The organism is Moorena producens 3L (genome assembly GCF_000211815.1).
GTDB lineage: Bacteria > Cyanobacteriota > Cyanobacteriia > Cyanobacteriales > Coleofasciculaceae > Moorena > Moorena producens.
In genome coordinates, this window is the sequence record NZ_GL890841.1 from 99,445 (window position 1) to 114,851 (window position 15,407).

Annotated in this window: 15 protein-coding genes; 8 read left to right on the top strand and 7 right to left on the bottom strand. The window is 44.8% G+C overall.

From position 1 onward, the window contains the following. Positions 1-18: 18 nt before the first annotated feature. Positions 19-1,956 carry a S9 family peptidase gene (locus tag LYNGBM3L_RS09235; protein ID WP_008181699.1) on the bottom strand — a complete coding sequence of 646 codons (1,938 nt, stop codon included), beginning with the start codon at positions 1,954-1,956 and terminating at the stop codon, positions 19-21. A gap of 834 nt (positions 1,957-2,790) precedes the next feature. On the opposite strand from LYNGBM3L_RS09235, the gene LYNGBM3L_RS09245 reads away from it, so the two are divergent. Next, positions 2,791-3,009 (top strand): DUF4327 family protein, encoded by a 219-nt coding sequence (locus tag LYNGBM3L_RS09245; protein WP_008181701.1) that lies wholly within the window; start codon positions 2,791-2,793, stop codon positions 3,007-3,009. Positions 3,010-3,380: 371 nt separating this feature from the next. On the opposite strand, the gene LYNGBM3L_RS09250 is transcribed toward LYNGBM3L_RS09245, so the two are convergent. Then, a complete protein-coding gene (locus LYNGBM3L_RS09250) occupies positions 3,381-4,604 on the bottom strand; it encodes a protein kinase domain-containing protein (RefSeq protein ID WP_044492517.1) in 1,224 nt (407 codons plus the stop codon). Between the two features lie 172 nt (positions 4,605-4,776). Further along, positions 4,777-7,098, bottom strand: a complete 2,322-nt coding sequence (locus tag LYNGBM3L_RS09255; RefSeq protein ID WP_008181703.1) for a serine/threonine phosphatase — start codon at positions 7,096-7,098, stop codon at positions 4,777-4,779. Between the two features lie 423 nt (positions 7,099-7,521). Between LYNGBM3L_RS09255 and LYNGBM3L_RS09260 the strand changes: the two genes are divergently transcribed. After that, positions 7,522-8,241 (top strand): pentapeptide repeat-containing protein, encoded by a 720-nt coding sequence (locus tag LYNGBM3L_RS09260; protein WP_008181704.1) that lies wholly within the window; start codon positions 7,522-7,524, stop codon positions 8,239-8,241. A 375-nt stretch (positions 8,242-8,616) separates the two neighbouring features. Here LYNGBM3L_RS09260 and LYNGBM3L_RS09265 read toward each other — a convergent pair whose 3' ends face one another. Beyond that, on the bottom strand, positions 8,617-9,093 hold the full coding sequence (locus LYNGBM3L_RS09265; protein WP_008181710.1) for a TspO/MBR family protein: 477 nt from the start codon (positions 9,091-9,093) through the stop codon (positions 8,617-8,619). Positions 9,094-9,204: 111 nt separating this feature from the next. Between LYNGBM3L_RS09265 and LYNGBM3L_RS48495 the strand changes: the two genes are divergently transcribed. Next, complete coding sequence (locus LYNGBM3L_RS48495) at positions 9,205-9,333, top strand: hypothetical protein (protein ID WP_267872002.1); 129 nt, start codon at positions 9,205-9,207, stop codon at positions 9,331-9,333. Here the strand turns inward: LYNGBM3L_RS48495 and LYNGBM3L_RS09270 are convergent. Then, positions 9,330-10,223, bottom strand: coding sequence for a ParA family protein (locus tag LYNGBM3L_RS09270; RefSeq protein WP_044492539.1), 894 nt, complete (start codon positions 10,221-10,223; stop codon positions 9,330-9,332). The genes LYNGBM3L_RS48495 and LYNGBM3L_RS09270 overlap by 4 nt on opposite strands. 25 nt (positions 10,224-10,248) lie before the next feature. Here LYNGBM3L_RS09270 and LYNGBM3L_RS09275 point away from each other — a divergent pair, with 25 nt between their 5' ends. The 3 genes from LYNGBM3L_RS09275 to LYNGBM3L_RS40195 all read left to right on the top strand — a co-directional run bounded on the left by LYNGBM3L_RS09275 (position 10,249) and on the right by LYNGBM3L_RS40195 (position 12,354). After that, on the top strand, positions 10,249-11,106 hold the full coding sequence (locus tag LYNGBM3L_RS09275; RefSeq protein ID WP_008181714.1) for a ParA family protein: 858 nt from the start codon (positions 10,249-10,251) through the stop codon (positions 11,104-11,106). Between the two features lie 406 nt (positions 11,107-11,512). Next, positions 11,513-12,145: a TIGR04282 family arsenosugar biosynthesis glycosyltransferase gene (locus tag LYNGBM3L_RS09280; protein WP_008181716.1), complete on the top strand. Its 633-nt coding sequence runs from the start codon at positions 11,513-11,515 to the stop codon at positions 12,143-12,145. Beyond that, positions 12,103-12,354: a hypothetical protein gene (locus LYNGBM3L_RS40195; protein ID WP_131826909.1), complete on the top strand. Its 252-nt coding sequence runs from the start codon at positions 12,103-12,105 to the stop codon at positions 12,352-12,354. Before LYNGBM3L_RS09280 ends, LYNGBM3L_RS40195 begins: the two co-directional genes overlap by 43 nt. Positions 12,355-12,539: 185 nt before the next feature. Here the strand turns inward: LYNGBM3L_RS40195 and LYNGBM3L_RS09285 are convergent, their stop codons facing one another. Together LYNGBM3L_RS09285 and LYNGBM3L_RS43120 are read right to left on the bottom strand one after the other, a co-directional pair. After that, positions 12,540-13,127, bottom strand: a complete 588-nt coding sequence (locus LYNGBM3L_RS09285) for an IS607 family transposase (RefSeq protein ID WP_008181718.1) — start codon at positions 13,125-13,127, stop codon at positions 12,540-12,542. Between the two features lie 252 nt (positions 13,128-13,379). Further along, entirely contained in the window at positions 13,380-13,664 is a 285-nt protein-coding gene (locus LYNGBM3L_RS43120; RefSeq protein WP_154659724.1) for a hypothetical protein, read from the bottom strand. A gap of 134 nt (positions 13,665-13,798) precedes the next feature. Between LYNGBM3L_RS43120 and LYNGBM3L_RS09290 the strand changes: the two genes are divergently transcribed. Both LYNGBM3L_RS09290 and LYNGBM3L_RS09295 read left to right on the top strand, forming a co-directional pair. Further along, entirely contained in the window at positions 13,799-14,485 is a 687-nt protein-coding gene (locus LYNGBM3L_RS09290) for a TIGR04283 family arsenosugar biosynthesis glycosyltransferase (protein WP_008181720.1), read from the top strand. A 224-nt stretch (positions 14,486-14,709) separates the two neighbouring features. Next, positions 14,710-15,087 (top strand): four helix bundle protein, encoded by a 378-nt coding sequence (locus tag LYNGBM3L_RS09295; protein ID WP_008181721.1) that lies wholly within the window; start codon positions 14,710-14,712, stop codon positions 15,085-15,087. The last annotated feature ends 320 nt before the right edge of the window (positions 15,088-15,407 follow it).

A 15,407-nucleotide genomic window follows, 5' to 3' on the forward strand; every position in this document is an offset into this window, starting at 1 on the left:
ACGTAATTAAATTAATGACTAATAATTATAAATAGTTAGAGGGTCTATCGCCTCTGCGAGCTCAAATCCAAATACCCGGGAGTAAAAATACAACTCCCCTTCGAGAGTCCGTTTAATCGTTTCTGCTTTACGAAAACCGTGTTGCTCCCCTTCATAGGTGACATAGGCTACAGGTAACCCCTTAGCCTTCAAAGCTGCCACCATCATTTCTGCTTGACTAGGAGGAACTACCTTGTCTTCTAGCCCCTGGAAGAAAATTACAGGACACGATAGTTGGTCTGTGAAATGAATAGGCGATCGCTGTTGATACAAATCTTTACGTTCTGGGTAAGGACCGATCAAGCCATCCAGATACCGGGATTCAAATTTGTGGGTATCCTTGGCTAGTACCTCCAAATCACTGATACCGTAGTAGCTAGCGCCAGCTTTAAACACATTTCGGAATGTCAGAGCAGCTAGAGTTGTATAACCCCCAGCACTCCCCCCAGCAATGGCCAGTCGCTCACCATCAACTAGTCCTTGCTTAGCTAGGTATTGCGCGCCATTGGTGCAGTCATCAACATCCACAATCCCCCAGTTGTTTTTAAGGCGCTGACGATAGTCCCGCCCATAGCCAGTACTCCCTCCATAGTTAACATCTAGGATGGCAAAACCACGAGACGTCCAGTATTGAATTTTTAGATTAAAGGCACTAGAAGTGGCCGCCGTAGGTCCACCGTGGCTTTTGACAATTAGGGGTGGTTTTTCGGAGGTTGGTGCGGTGTAGTCTTTGTTTAGTGGTGGGTAGAAGAAACCATAAGCGGTCAGTCCATTAGTTGTGGGAAATGCGATCGCTTGAGGCGGCGATAGATAGCCAGTATCGATAGCTAACTCACTCGACTTCCTCAATACATTGATTTGTCCATTTGTCAAGTCCAACTGAACAATTGCAGTTGCTTCTGTTACAGAACCAGCGATCAAAACCGCTTGATTATCAGCTACCTTTAGGTCGGAAATACTGGTGTATGGTGTGGCAATCACCGACTGCTGCTTGGTGTTTAGGTCTATACTAGCTAAATGCCAGTTTCCTTCCTGAGTATAGGTACATATGATTCGATTGGCACCATCGAAGCCATAAGTAGACATGCCAAAGACCCACTGGGGTAGTCCAAACTCGGCTTCCATTTCACACAGGGGTTCGATTTCCCCTCGGGTTGGTTGCCAGCGGTAGAGATTCCACCAATTAGTGCGATCGCATACAAAGTAAAGTACACCATCTGGTGACCACTCTGGCTGAAATACCGACTCATCAACCCCACCAGCAATGAGCTCTGCAACACCTAGAGAACCATCGGTTAAGATTGGAGCTACCCAGAGTTGAGTAACATCCCAGGGCATATTGGGATGATTCCAGCTTAGCCAAGCGAGTTTAGAGCAATCGGGACTTAGGCGCGGCGAGGAGTAAAAGTCACAGCCAGAGGCTAGCACTTGAATATCTTCACCGTTTTCTAAGCTGATGCTAACCAAGGTATTGACTGGTTCGCCATCCACCGTGTGGTTTTCTCGCACACAGATTATACGTCCTCTTTCCTGGTCAATTACTGCATCACCATAGCGCCAGTTAGCTATGGGGGTTAGGGGTTGGGGTTTGGAGCTTGGGGTTTGTTGGTACAGACGTTGGTCAGCAAAATTAGAGAAGTAAATTGTGCCATCCTTAACTGCAATTGCACCACCACCATACTCGTTAACCCGAGTACGAGCATTGAAGGGCTCGGGAGTCAGATCAACAGTTTTGCCATCAGGGGTGCGTCGCACGATTACATTGCGTCCAGCTTCTGCAGGTCGCCCTTCAATCCAGTAAACATCCTTTTGATCAAGGGCAATGCTGCCCAACCTAACGCTGCTTTGAACAATCATGTCAGCGCTAATAGGGGATTTCCAGGAACCATAGGGGGCAAGGTGTGGTGGTTGGGTCATTGAAAAGCTGTAATTGGCTCTAAATTCCTTGGGCTATAGGTACTATCATAACCTGAGTGACATACTCCCGACGCTGCCCTAACGGGACAGCGCGGGCTTCTTACCAACTCCACCCAACGGTATCGGCTTTCGCCGACGCTGCGCGAACGGATACACGGGTTACTTTATTAACAACACGGTCAGAAGTTACCGTAAGGATAGGGTCGCCTTATTTCATGAGTTTTAACCCTTTTCTGCATAGCCAGCTCGCCTTTATAGGCGACCCTATCTATCGGTTTCGTCTCCGGGATGCCCCGACCCCCCGGAACAATACAAAAAGTTCTAGAACCAAAGTACTGCAGGCGAGCACCTTGAGCGAATTTAATGGGCTCAAGGTGCGAGCACCTATGAAATTTTACCCATCCACAGATAACTCAAACTATCAAGTTTTTTTCGGGATGGAACCCCATATTCGGTGGTTTTCAAGGTTGCTGTTAGTAGGTGGCGGTTAGCTCTTAATTTGTTTTCCCTACTATTCCTAGTATATTACATTGGCATTTCGACGTTCCGACCCTTGCCCCGCGCTTCCCATACGACGCTCACCCTATCGGGTAGAGCGCGGGGCTTCTCGCGGCTTGGCTAAGTGTCTATGGTTCGCGTTAAAGTAGGGATTCCCGTACATTTACCCAGATCGGGCTTGCTTAAATGCATCCGATTGCGCTACAAGAGTATAGAGGGGCTTCCTTGCCGTACAAAACTCTACAGATCGGCGCATTACCGCAAAGGGGAAGCATTGTAGTTCAGGTATTCGCAAAAGCCAATCTAACAACAGAATTGATTTAGAGATTTTAGAGTATGACTCAAACAGTTACTCACCCCATGGTGAAGTTGCAACGCCATGTGCGTTCACTGGCGGAATCCAAAATTATTAAACCCAGTGACAGCCTTTGGAAAATTGCCCTGCTCTATGGGGACGAATGGTCCTACTGGAAACAGGAACTTACTGAATTCGGGTTTACCATGCAAGACCCGATCAGTGACTTACTAGCTGTGGAAGCCTGGGACGAAGAATGATCTGATCCTGTTTCAGGTTAAGTACTTATCTATCTCTGTTGTTCGTCTATATGAAAATTGACAATTGAAAGTTGTCAGTGGTTAATTGGCTATTAACAATTAGCTATTAACAATTCAAAATTGACAATTAACAAAAGGCGAACAACGGGGATCAACCATTTTTAGAAGTAATTAACCGGACTTGATCTGACTTGTTTCGCTCCCATTTGGCGTCCACGCTTCAATAGGTGGAGCTTGGTCATGGATGAGGAGACAGCGCGGGTAGGGTGAGTATATCCTTTCTTTATTCCCTTATCCCCCTTATCCTAATCACTAGCGATCGCCAAATTATGCCCGTGAAATTTCTGCTCATATTCATGCTTCGCCGACTCCTAAATACAAGCAACCAAAGCCTGCATCAGTTCTTTTGCCGTTTGGTAGCGATCGCAAGCCCTTGGTTGACAAACCCGCTCAATCACTTTCCTTAATTGGGGAGTAACAGTGGGAACGCCTGATACATCAAACCGATATCCTGAACTACGCCTTTGATAATACTTTAGAGGAGCTTCCCCGGTGAGCAGAAATATGAGAGTTGGGCCAATGGCGTAAAGATCCGATTGAGTGCAAGGCTGACCTCGGTCTTGTTCAGGAGCACTATATCCCTCGGCACCAATCCGTGTGCCTGGTATTGTGCCAATTTCTTTAACAGCACCGAAATCCAACATCACAATTCGGTTATCTCGATGGCGCACCATCAAATTCGCGGGCTTAACGTCTCGGTGGATTAGAGGCGGCTGGCGGTCGTGGATGTAGTCTAAGATATCGCAAGTCTGAATCATCCACTCTACTGCCTGGGGCAAGGTGACTGGTCCAGTGCTCAAGACACGTTTTTCTAAATCTTCACCGTGGATCAGAGCCATGGCTAAGTATTTTTTCCCCCCTTCCACAAAAAAGTCGTAATACTGGGGAATTCCGGGATGATTCAGGGTTTTTAGGGTGCGAGCCTCTCGTTCAAACAGTTCTTGAGCCTTGGAAATTTGAGCCATGTCAGCATTCATTTCCTTCAGTACTAGTAGGAGTGGGTATCCATCCTTGCTGTTAACTTTGTCCCAGGCAAGATAAGTGGTTCCCATTCCCCCCTGTCCCAATGTCCGCAAAACATGGTAGTTGCGAATGACTCCCTCGACTGGCACCAAGGGTTGACCACAGTGAATACAGAACAAATTGCCTGGTGCATTGCCTTGGTGTTGGCATGGCTTAGTAGTCTCAGTCAAGGGCAAGGGTGCTAGGGAAGGGAGTTGCTGGGTTTGAACTTGGAATTGCAGCCTCGGACCTTTCTGGGCTAGCTGAATCAGAGCCTTTTCCGGCAGCACCCCCTGGGAAACCAAGACACCATTGAGGAAGGTGCCATTGGCACCCTGATTGACCAACTGCCACATCGGACCCGATGGGGAAGCACTAGCCCTGAGTTCCAGGTGATGTCGTGACACGATCGGGTCATCGACAATCACATCATTATCAGGAGCACGACCAATGCGAATCGTAGATTTGCTCTGAAAGCTCCACTGCTGCACTGGAGTGGGGCTTAACGGATCTAATAGGGTCAGTGTGACCATAGTCAGTTGTCCTTTGTCCAAAGTCCTTTGTGGGTTTTATCCTTTGTGGGTTTTATCCTTTGTCGGTTTTGTCCTTTGTCCAAAGTGACTAACCAGAATCTACTGGCAGCTACTAATCACCTAGCTAATCACTAATCACCTAGCTAATCACTAATCACATACAACTAATCACCTAATTTAATGTTGGTTGAGCCAAGTTTGGTCGCACCTTCACCCGAACTAGGATTAGTGTAATGTTGTCGTGACCATTATGCTCATTTGCCAGCTCAATCAAGTTAACCAGACCCTGATCGAGGCTAGCTCGGGAACTTAGTAAAGGCGCTAAGTGAGTTTGCCAGTAATTTTCCAACAGGTCATTATCTGACAAACCATCAGAACAAAGTAAGAATATAGTATCTTCTGCGATATCTATGAATTGCACATCAGGATTTAGGAATTGCTCACTGCGCGGTCCAAGGGCTTGAGTTAGTTGATAGGCATCAGGGCGAGAGTAAGCGAGCTCTGGATCTACTCCGTGCTGGATTTCTCGTTGACCCACCTCGTGGTCTATAGTGATTTGCTCTAAGCCTCGTTTGCGAGTTAGACGATAGACCCGACTATCTCCGACATGGACAATCCCTACCTTGGTATTTTGAATCAACATCATGACTAGAGTCGTACCCATTCGACCGCTGCCAGAGCGAGCATTTTGTTGGTTGATATCGAAAATCGCTTGATTTGTTACATAGACCGATTTCCTGAGACTATCTTCTGTGGGAAACTCGTCTTGCCAATTTTGTTTAAAGTAATTCTGGAGTACCTCTACTGCCATAGAACTGGCTACTTCCCCAGCCGCATGCCCTCCCATGCCATCGCAGAGAATATATAAACCACGAGCTTGTATAGTTCGACCAATGGGATTTTCCTGCTTTTTGAGTTGGGTCTCGATGCCAAAACAATCCTCATTATGATCTCTTTGATGACCAATATCTGTAATACCGAGATCATCGAGACTCTGCAAGCTCATTGGCAACAGTACCGTTGGCATGTCATCCCCTTGTTGCTCAATTCCTGGTAGATCAGACAATAATTCCTGGCTATCAGGAGGTTGAGTGTCTGCCGTTGCCATTTCTGAGACTACAGCCTCAGTTAATTCCATACCGGATTCGTATGGGTCAGATTCTTGTTCGTGAGCAATGGCTTGCAGATGCGATCGCAATTCCTCAATGGTTTCAATTTCCTTTGTACACAACTGCCGGACAACCGTTGACAAGGAGGTAAATTGAGTTCGCTGGGACTCGTTAAATAATCGTTGCCACAGTTGTCCCAAATCCTCTAGGGTTAGGGGATTTTCCTCCCTGTCGGGATATAGACGCTCCAAACCTAGTGCTTGGTCTTCATCCACCCGGAGATTCGTCAGTTCCAACAGACTCTGACGACAATGCCAAGGCTCTAGAGCTTGCCAAAGCTTTGCCATTTCATCGAGCCAGTATAGGATTTGCAGTTTAGAAAACTCTTCGGACCCCCACAACTTACTCAGTAACTGCCATTCTGAACGGTTTTCTAGCAGGATTATCGCCTTACCATTTTGCTGCCAAACATCATGAATTTCTGGCACGCTAGGGTAACATAAGTCCTTGAGAGCCAAATAGGGTTTAGCACTCTGTGGGATATCTAGGACTTTCCAAACGTCTACGTTTTCTTTCGAGGAAGGTTTTGGCTGCTCTAGGGTTGTGGATAGATCAAATTTCTCTGGAGACAATTTTGTTTGATTAATCAGGGCTTCTAGGGGAGACTTTTGTAACGGTTGGCAGTCCAAAACTGTGACAAAGATACTATCATCTGTTGTCTTACTTTCCCCGATCTGATAGAGTTGATCAGGTTCTAGTACTCTGTAACGCTTACCCTGGTCTAGATAGACAATTGTTGCTGTCTCTGAAGTTGGGTTTTCGAGATTAGGAATTGACCAGCTCGAAGCTTCAGTAGATTGAGGTTTCTTCTGTATTGGGCTAATCTCTAGTAATGGCTCCTCTGATGATTCTAGTTCCACTTGATCACAGCCACTTCTGTTGTTTATCGATGCTTCATCAGCGAAGACTGTTGATGCTTGGGACAAGGTGCCATCATCCCCTGGCTCTGTTAGTATAGTATCCGATTTAGTTAGCCACTCTTGTGTTGTTTCTAGGAATGATGCTGGCTGGGTTAGTTCCCTCTCGGTCTGGTCAGACTCTGGTTGGGAGACCGCTACTGCCGTAGCCTGCTCAGCTGAGGAGTCTGACACCTCAACCGGAGTTTGAGGAGAATACTGGGGGGACCTTGCCGAATTTTGCTGCTTAGAAATAATTGCCCTCCAAACCGTTCCTGTGAAGGCACCGCAGTTGTGACAAGTTTCAGCATTTAGGGGCACTTGGCTAGCGCATTCATGACAACTTTTATCGGTTAGGGAAGTTCCACATCGTTGACAAAACTTGTTGGTATTTGGGTTCTCGAACTGACACTGGGGACAAACTAACATAATGGAACTTCCTTAATCCTTAAATTCCGCGCTTTGGTGGGTAACTTTTAAGATTTCATCTAACTGCCATCTAGTTGGCCATGCTGTAATCTATGATGGCAGCTTTTAGCAGCATAGCCTGATTCCAATTTTTACGCTGTCGTGCAATGTGATTTCATGGTATAATTAAATTAATTTTTTAGTAACTATTTTTTTATAGGCTACACCCTATAGTCTACCCAGGGAGCATAGGGTGACAACAAGCAAACGGTAAACTAGCTCTATTATCGCGCCTTTCTGCCAAAGCCTCTACTCTTATTCCAGCAAACAGCTGCTATTGCTATATACAAAAGTTTAAACTTTTATTCCGGTAGGGGCGAATAATCTCTTGTATCTCTCTAAGTAGAGTGCGACTCTCAGGTCAATCTGGGCAAGCTTTTGCTTATGAACATTAAACTATCTTTAATCATCGCTGTGGTCTTAGCGGCAACTATAGCAATTGCTCTTCATCTATCATCTCAGCAACAGGTTAGCATATCCCTAAAAACTAATGATAACTCCAGTAAGACCATTCAACATCCAAAAGCCAAGACAAAAGTGCTTGAGTTAATGTTAAAAACCAAGACCTGTGTAGAGTGTGATCTGATGGGTATTGATTTGAGTGGACTTGACTTAAGTGGAGTTGACTTTAGCAGAGCTGACTTTAGCCAAGCTAACTTATCCGATAGTAACCTAGAGAACGCTAATCTCAAAGATGCCAAAGTGATTGGTGCTCGTTTTGAAAACGCGAAGTTAACCTCTGCTGACTTAGATGGCGCTGACTTTAAAGATACTAACTTGAAAGGTGCTGATCTCAGTGATGCTAATCTCCTCAATATCCGATTGGCTAATGCTGATTTAAGTACTGCTATTCTTAATCGTACTGAGCTTCGAGAAGCTGACTTGACTGGTGCCAATATGGAGCATGCTGACTTGAGTCATGCTAGTATTTATGGTGCCATTTTGAGGGAGGCTAATCTCACTGGTGCTAACCTTTATAAAGCGAATTTGCGTTACGCCAATTTGCAAGATGCGGTATTAAAGGGTACTAATCTAAAAGGCGCTGATTTACAATTTGCTGTGATGCCTGATGGCAAAACTGTTTATGGAACGGATGATTACTGAGCTCTAGGACAATGAAATTAAGAAACTTGCGTGTAAAAAAAAATCCCAATTCAAGTAGGGTGGGCAAAGTAATCTGATCTAGAAGACTCCTTTGAACCAAACTGTTTTTGCCCACCCTACTACAATTAAAAAAAATCCCAATTCAAGTAGGGTGGGCAAAGTAATCTGATCTAGAAGACTCATTTTAACCAAACTGTTTTTGCCCACCCTACTACAATTAAAAAAAATCCCAATTCAAGTAGGGTGGGCAAAGTAATCTGATCTAGAAGACTCATTTTAACCAAACTGTTTTTGCCCACCCTACTACAATTAAAAAAAATACTCTGTTACGTCACCTGACGGCTGACGGCTGACGGCTGAATGCTTACAAATAAATTATGCTGCCCCTGGATTAAGTCGCCTCATTTCCCAGGTGGTGTAGGTACCAATCGGACTCCAAATTATGTAGGGAAGTAGTAACAAAAACGCCACCAGGGATACGGGATAAATCAGTAAACCCAGGATAAGACTTAATAAGGCACCTGTGCCACCAATAATGGTGCCAACGGTGAGGCTACGAAATAGGAACATCACTGGTGTATAAGCCATGGTGATGATTTCTAGTAGTAGATATAAACCCATCAGCAACCAGGTGCTTCCGCTACCTGGGTCATGCTCCCAAACTATATACGCTGACCAACCACCGCAAATAAAGATAGTTATCCAGATTAGGGGAATTGCTCCTTCGAAGGTGAGCCATTGCGGACGACGTAGGCGATAGAACCATCTGACTCCTTCGGGTCTGGTGATTAAGTTACCAGCGAATGCTACTAGCAGGGTTACCGCTGCAATTACCATCCAAGATTTAATCATTATTTTGGCCTTGCTCCTAAATTCCCAATTTCCTCAAAAATGAGCAAAAATGTAGTTTGACCCGGTGGTGCGTTACGGGCAGCAACCTAACACTTGCGCTCGAGGATGAACATGAGGGCAAGCCCGCCCCTAACGCACCCTACGCACCCTACGCACTCCCGATTCCCGATTCCCGATTCCCGATTCCCGATTCCCGATTCCCGATTCCCGATTCCCGATTCCACCCTCCTGCTCAACTAGTTCTTAGATTTATTTGTTATAATATTCGATAATTTTTGGATAAATTCTTGAGTGAATTGAGTAAAGGCTTTGGCTCCTGGTGCTTGGGGTTCATTGACGACCACAGGTCGAAACTCATCCACGGCTTTGGCAACCGCAACATTCCTGGGAATTTCTATAGTAAAAATTTTGTCTTTCCCAAAATTATCGGTCAATCGGTTCTTGACTTGTGTCGCCATATTGGTGGCGTGACCAAGGGAGAAAAACAGAATCCCAATCAGGGTTATCCCAGAGCGATCGCTTTGTACCAGCTTTTTGATCTGACCTTCTTCGAGGATGCCAATCCCAACCACTGATAAAGGTTCAGGTTTGGCAGGAATGAGATAAAAATCACTAGCAATAATTCCGCTACGAGTGATAATATTCTCACTTGGAGGGAAATCCAATAGAATAAAATCGTAGGTTTGTTGAACTGGCTCAAGGGCACGCTTAATTAAATAATTTTCTAGCTGATTCCAGTTGTTTTCAAACTCTTGGGGATTATCCTTTGACTGAGAAAACAGCAATGCAGCCAATAGAAAATCATTGTAGGTTTCGATATCCCCTGGCAATAAATCTAGTCCATCCACTCGACAAATATTGCGCTGAATCGCTTGTTCAACGGGAATATATGCCTGAGTGGGTGACTGAATCACTTGATTAATTATTTTTTTTAAGGTTCGGTCCTCCTTCTTGAGTTTAGCAAATTGCACTGGAGGCATCAGGCTTAGGGTAGCATTAATCTGGGTATCGAGATCAACGATTAATACTCGCATGCCATAATCTTTGGCAAGACAGGTAGCAAGGTTGACGGTGGTGGTAGTCTTGCCAACACCGCCTTTCATATTGACTATAGAAATGGTGTATCCCAGTTTTGACAAAAAGAGGTAACATAACGTGAAGGTCATTGCAGTATACCATAACAAAGGCGGCGTCGGGAAAACCACAACGGTGGTTAACCTAGGGGCAGCTATCCGAAAAAACCGCAAAAAAGTGCTGATCATCGATCTTGATAGCCAAGCGAATGCTACCTTTGCTACCGGACTGGTTAAATTTCATGACGAAGCCTTTGATGATATCAAAGAGTGTAATATTCTCCATGTTTTGCAATCTGAAGAATTCTTCTCAATCTCGGAAGTAGCTAGAAAATCTGAATTCAGCAATCCAGAAATTGATGTGGTTCCTGCTCACATTGATCTGATGAAATATGAGCTTGATATGAATCAGCTTGATTTTAGCCTGCTCATGCTGATTGATAAACTAGACGATGTTAAAAATTACTATGATGTGGTAATTATTGATACCCCTCCCTCTTGGAATTTATATGCTAGAATTGCTTTAATCACTGCTGACTTTTTAATCATTCCTTCAGACCTCAAGCCTTTTTCTAATCAAGGCTTACTGAATGTCAAAGATTTTATCAGAGCGATTAATGGCTATAGAAAACAAATCCAAATTAAGCCGCCCCTTAACGTCTTGGGAGTGTTGCCTTGTAAAATAGCAACCAATAACATGTTCATACAGCATACCTTGCCAAAACGGATCAAAGCAATTTCCGACCGCTATGGCTTTGATGTCATGAAGAGTGTTATTTTCGATCGAGATGATTTGGCAAAGTGTGCTGAACAAGTTGAAAAAGTAGACAATCAGGATATACCGTCTCCTGTGTCTGTGTTGGATTATAAACCATATTGTATGGCTTCAGAAGAATTTCGGTCTCTTGCCCAAGAAGTTTTGGAAAAAATAGGGATGTAAGCTATCACCTATCAGCTATCAGCTATCAGCGAACAGCGATTAGCGCTACGCGCACGCTACGCGAACAGCTATCAGCTATCAAATGATGAGCATTTTTGACCTTACCAAAAATACCTATATACTTTCTTTACTCTTGCCTCTTGCCTCTTGCCTTTCCCAAGCGCGACTATGTTAATAACTAAACTCAAAATGCTATAAGTAGGTACACAAAATTACTTACACATTTTACAAAAAAAAAGCTTTGCAGGGTAAGGGTTACAGAGATTTGCAATAGGTAATTAATTCTGTGTAGGTGCTTAAAAATCGGTGTAGTAATTGTGATAATTATTGTCCCCTAATCCCGACTCCCGATTCCCGACTCCCGACTCCCGACTCCCTATTCCCTACTCCCTATTCCCTTCATATAATGATACTGACAGAACGCTTAATTATTTTCAGCCGCTATCCAGAGCCGGGAAAGACTAAAACCCGGATGATACCAGCTCTAGGAGCGGATGGTGCGGCAAAGCTTCAACGTCGCATGACGGAACACACTGTTGCCCAGGTCAAGGAATTTACAACTGGTCGCCCTGTGTCTGTAGAAATCCATTTTGCTGGTGGTAATCAACAGCTAATGGAGAATTGGTTAGGCTCAAATCTGGTCTATAAACCTCAGAGTGATGGGGATTTGGGCAAGCGAATCACAACGGCATTTCAGTTATCGTTTGCGGAAAGCATGACCAAAGTTGTGATAATTGGTATTGATTGCCCCGATTTGAATAGTTCGGTGATGAATCAGGCATTTGAGGCTCTAGACAATCATGATTTAGTACTTGGAGCAGCTAAGGATGGCGGCTACTATCTGGTTGGTCTAAGTCGATTGATTCCAGAGTTGTTTGTGGGAGTGAATTGGGGAACATCTGAGGTTTTGCAGCAAACCGTGGATATTGCTAACAGTCTTAACCTAACTATCGGGATGCTTTCCGAGCTTACTGATGTTGACCGCCCAGAGGATCTGTGGGTAGTATCAAATTTGATGGGAGTAGGGAATCGGGAGTAGGGAATCGGGAATCGGGAATCGGGAGTAGGGAATCGGGAATCGGGATAAGCATTCAGCGGTCAGCGGTCAGCGGTGAGCTAAAGGCTCACGCTGCGCGAACAGCTTTGTGGAACAGGCTTTGGCCTTGGCCTTTTGGCCTTTTGGCCACGCTACGCGAACGGCCACGCGTGCGCGTTTGGCCACGCTGTGCGAACGACGCTGGGACTTAACTCAGCATTATTCGAATGCTTATCTCTTTCATTAAATAACTGATCACTGAAAGCTGTTCGCGTAGCGTGCGCGTAGCGCTAATCGCTGTTCGCTGTTCGCGTAGCGTGCGCGTAGCGCTAATCGCTGTTCGCTGTTCGCGTAGCGTGCGCGTAGCGCTAATCGCTGTTCGCTGAAAGCTAATAGCTTACGTTTTGGAACTCTTAGCACTATGGAGTTTTTCTGAAAAGATTGTGATCAGCTCCATGATGTCTTTGACTAATTCTTGTTCAACGCTGATGTCTTCTGATGATTTGTTGATAATTATTACTTCTGTATTGAATTCTTGACACATCGCAAAGACTAATTCAGCACTAACTCTAAGCAGCCTATCTTTGTGAGTAATTACAACTCTGCCAACATTCCCCTGCATGATTCGCTTGAGCAGTTTCTGTAAGCCTTTATTTTGGGAATTGATTCCGGCACCTGAATCTTGAATTGTCTCATACTGCCAACCATTAGCAGTACTAAAAGACTCTAAAATCTTGATTTGCTTGACTAAATCTTCTTTTTGGTCTTGATCTGAAACACGGGCATAGTTAATGGTTATCCGATCATCGATCTGACCGACATTTCGTGGTGTAATGTGTTTGATATCAGCTACATAAAATCGCCTATGACCACTAGGAGACCGTTTTGACCTAATCTTTCCTGCATCTGCCCACCTCCTTAAGGTTTTAACTGAGACCCCTAGCTCACTGGCTGCTTCTCCAATACTAATGGTTAACCCTGACATGTTGGATTTATCACCTTATTTTAATTAAGTTTAATCAGCTATCAGCTATCAGCTATCAGCTTTCAGCTTTCAGCTTTCAGTTATTAGCTATCAGCTATCAGCTTTCAGCTATCAGCTTTCAGTTATTAGCTATCAGCTTTCAGCTATCAGCTTTCAGCTATCAGTTATTAGCTATCAGCTTTCAGTGATCAGCTATCAGCTATCAGTGATCAGCTATCAGCTATCAGTTATTATCAGCTATTAGTTATCAGCTTATGGGTTATCACAGCGTCGTTCGCACAGCGTGGCCAAACGCGCACGCGTGGCCGTTCGCGTAGCGTGGCCAAAAGGCCAAAAGGCCAAGGCCAAAGCCTGTGCCACACTACAGATGGTGCTTTTCAATAAAATAAGCTGACGGCTGACCACTGACGGCTGACCACTGACCACTGACCGCTGTTCGCGTAGCGTGCGCGTAGCGCATAGGCTGACCGCTGTTCGCGTAGCGTGCGCGTAGCGCATAGGCTGACCGCTGACCACTGACCACTGACCACTGACCACTGACCACCTAGTTTACCTTTTATTATATCCCTTTAATGTAATAAATGTCTAAATATGGATACAAATTAAGGGAACATTGGTTATTTCCTACTCAAGGATGCTAATTTGTCAGAAACAATGCCTAAACGTCTTGCGTGATAGTAAAAATTTCCATTATCATCCCGGTTCTCAATGAGGCTAGTCACATAGCTGATACTTTGGCTACGGTTAGGGAAGCGTCTAATGTGGAAGTGATTGTGGTAGATGGGGGCAGTGATGATGAAACTGTTGCGATCGCACAATCAATGGGTGCTAAGATTATAGCTGCTGGTGCCGGTCGCGCTAGTCAAATGAATGCTGGGGCTGCGGTTGCTACTGGAGATATTCTACTGTTTCTCCATGCTGATACCCGTTTACCTAAAGGATTTGATACCTTAGTTCGCGAAGGGTTACAAGACCATGACACCGTGGCTGGTGCCTTTGAATTAGCCATTGATGCTAACCTGCGGGGGGTAAGGCTAATTGAGCGGATGGTGAATTTGCGATCGCGTTTTTGCTCTCTGCCTTACGGTGATCAGGCTATCTTTATCAAGACTAAGGTGTTTACAGACCTGGGGGGTTTTCTTAATCTACCGATTATGGAAGATTTTGACTTGATGCGACGCCTCCGCCACCTAGGTAAAATAACTATCCTTAGTCAACCTGTGCTAACATCAGGACGCCGTTGGCAGACCTTAGGGGTTGTGAAAACTACATTAATTAACCAACTGGTGATCGTTGCCTATCATTTGGGGGTTTCTCCTCACCGGATTGTGGGTTGGTATCGTAGAGCAAAAGGATGAAGAAGTCGGGAATCGGGAATCGGGAATCGGGAATTGGGAATCGATGTGTGACTATTTATCAAAAAATAGTGGGAACGCTTAGTATACAAAAGCTAATAATTTTATAAATGGCAAATGTTTTCGGAGACTGACAACCATAGGGATAAGCGCGTTTCTATCATAGAGGTACTCCCGATTACCGACTCCCGATTACCGACTCCCGATTCCCGAACTCTAGTTGAAGCATGAGCAATTATAGTCAAATTCAGTCTTATCAAGATTTGCGAGTTTGGCAAAAGGGAATGGATGTAGCGGAGAGTTGTTATGTTATCACCAGAGAATTCCCTAAACAGGAAATGTATGGGATGACTGCACAGATAAGGAGAGCAGCTGCATCAATTCCTGCTAATATTGCAGAGGGATATGGACGGGAGTATCGAGGAGAATATGTTCAATTTCTTAGAATAGCTCAAGGCTCTCTCAAAGAATTGGAAACCCATCTTTTCTTATCGGTCAGAGTTAAACTGGCTAACTCGGTCGCGGTTAATCCGATTTTAGGTGAGTGTGAAGCTTTAGGAAGAATGCTACGTTCTCTAATTCGGTCATTGCTAGACAACTCATAATTCCGGAGTGGGGAATCGGGAATCGGGAGCGGTGCGACCCGTGGCGAATTTAATTACGGGTCAAGCGCACCGAGGGAATCGGGAGGAGTAGATAGTAGACCTATGCGCAAAAGTAGTTTTATGATAGTGTTTGCATCAATTCTTGTCTACTGTTCTGGTGATCCCCTGTTCCAGACAACTGCCGCGAAGTCAAGTCTTTGTGTGACTAGTTAAAGAATAGTAGACTTCGTTTGATGGAAATAGTTTTGTGGAATAGCCATCTTGGTAGAATAGCCATCTAACCTGGAACGGGCATCTTGCCCGTTGCTCCTGTTACAATT

Excerpts from the sequence above, each read along its gene's own strand:
- LYNGBM3L_RS09235 (WP_008181699.1), bottom strand. The coding sequence starts at position 1,956 with ATGACCCAACCACCACACCTTGCCCCCTATGGTTCCTGGAAATCCCCT.
- LYNGBM3L_RS09245 (WP_008181701.1), top strand. The coding sequence starts at position 2,791 with ATGACTCAAACAGTTACTCACCCCATGGTGAAGTTGCAACGCCATGTG.
- LYNGBM3L_RS09250 (WP_044492517.1), bottom strand. The coding sequence starts at position 4,604 with ATGGTCACACTGACCCTATTAGATCCGTTAAGCCCCACTCCAGTGCAG.
- LYNGBM3L_RS09255 (WP_008181703.1), bottom strand. The coding sequence starts at position 7,098 with ATGTTAGTTTGTCCCCAGTGTCAGTTCGAGAACCCAAATACCAACAAG.
- LYNGBM3L_RS09260 (WP_008181704.1), top strand. The coding sequence starts at position 7,522 with ATGAACATTAAACTATCTTTAATCATCGCTGTGGTCTTAGCGGCAACT.
- LYNGBM3L_RS09265 (WP_008181710.1), bottom strand. The coding sequence starts at position 9,093 with ATGATTAAATCTTGGATGGTAATTGCAGCGGTAACCCTGCTAGTAGCA.
- LYNGBM3L_RS48495 (WP_267872002.1), top strand. The coding sequence starts at position 9,205 with ATGAGGGCAAGCCCGCCCCTAACGCACCCTACGCACCCTACGCACTCC.
- LYNGBM3L_RS09280 (WP_008181716.1), top strand. The coding sequence starts at position 11,513 with ATGATACTGACAGAACGCTTAATTATTTTCAGCCGCTATCCAGAGCCG.
- LYNGBM3L_RS09285 (WP_008181718.1), bottom strand. The coding sequence starts at position 13,127 with ATGTCAGGGTTAACCATTAGTATTGGAGAAGCAGCCAGTGAGCTAGGG.
- LYNGBM3L_RS09295 (WP_008181721.1), top strand. The coding sequence starts at position 14,710 with ATGAGCAATTATAGTCAAATTCAGTCTTATCAAGATTTGCGAGTTTGG.